1 protein-coding gene is annotated in these 244 nt (G+C 54.1%); it reads left to right on the top strand.

Annotated features, from left to right (window positions below):
• Positions 1–230, top strand: a 230-nt coding sequence (locus CH339_RS25920) for a GNAT family N-acetyltransferase (protein ID WP_146610320.1), incomplete at its 5' end; no start/stop codon positions are given.
• Positions 231–244 lie beyond the last annotated feature (14 nt).

The following is a 244-nucleotide window of genomic DNA, read 5'->3' as shown; positions in this document are numbered from 1 at the left end:
ACAATGGCAAAGGCTACACGACGGAAGCCGTCAAGCTGATGGTCGAGTTCGCATTTCACGATCTCAAGCTCCACCGCATTGAAGCCGGCGTCATGCCCCGTAATCTTGCCTCGATCCGGGTGCTGGAGAAGGCGGGTTTTCACAAAGAAGGCATCGCCCGGAAAAACGTCAAGATCAACGGAAAATGGGAAGATCATCAGCTGCTGGCTGTGATCAATCCGCATGATTAGCCGCTTCTTCGCCG

The organism is Rhodobium orientis (genome assembly GCF_003258835.1).
Taxonomy (GTDB): Bacteria; Pseudomonadota; Alphaproteobacteria; order Rhizobiales; family Rhodobiaceae; genus Rhodobium; species Rhodobium orientis.
Note: the sequence above shows the minus strand (reverse complement) of the source record. Positions and strands in the feature narration are given on the sequence as shown.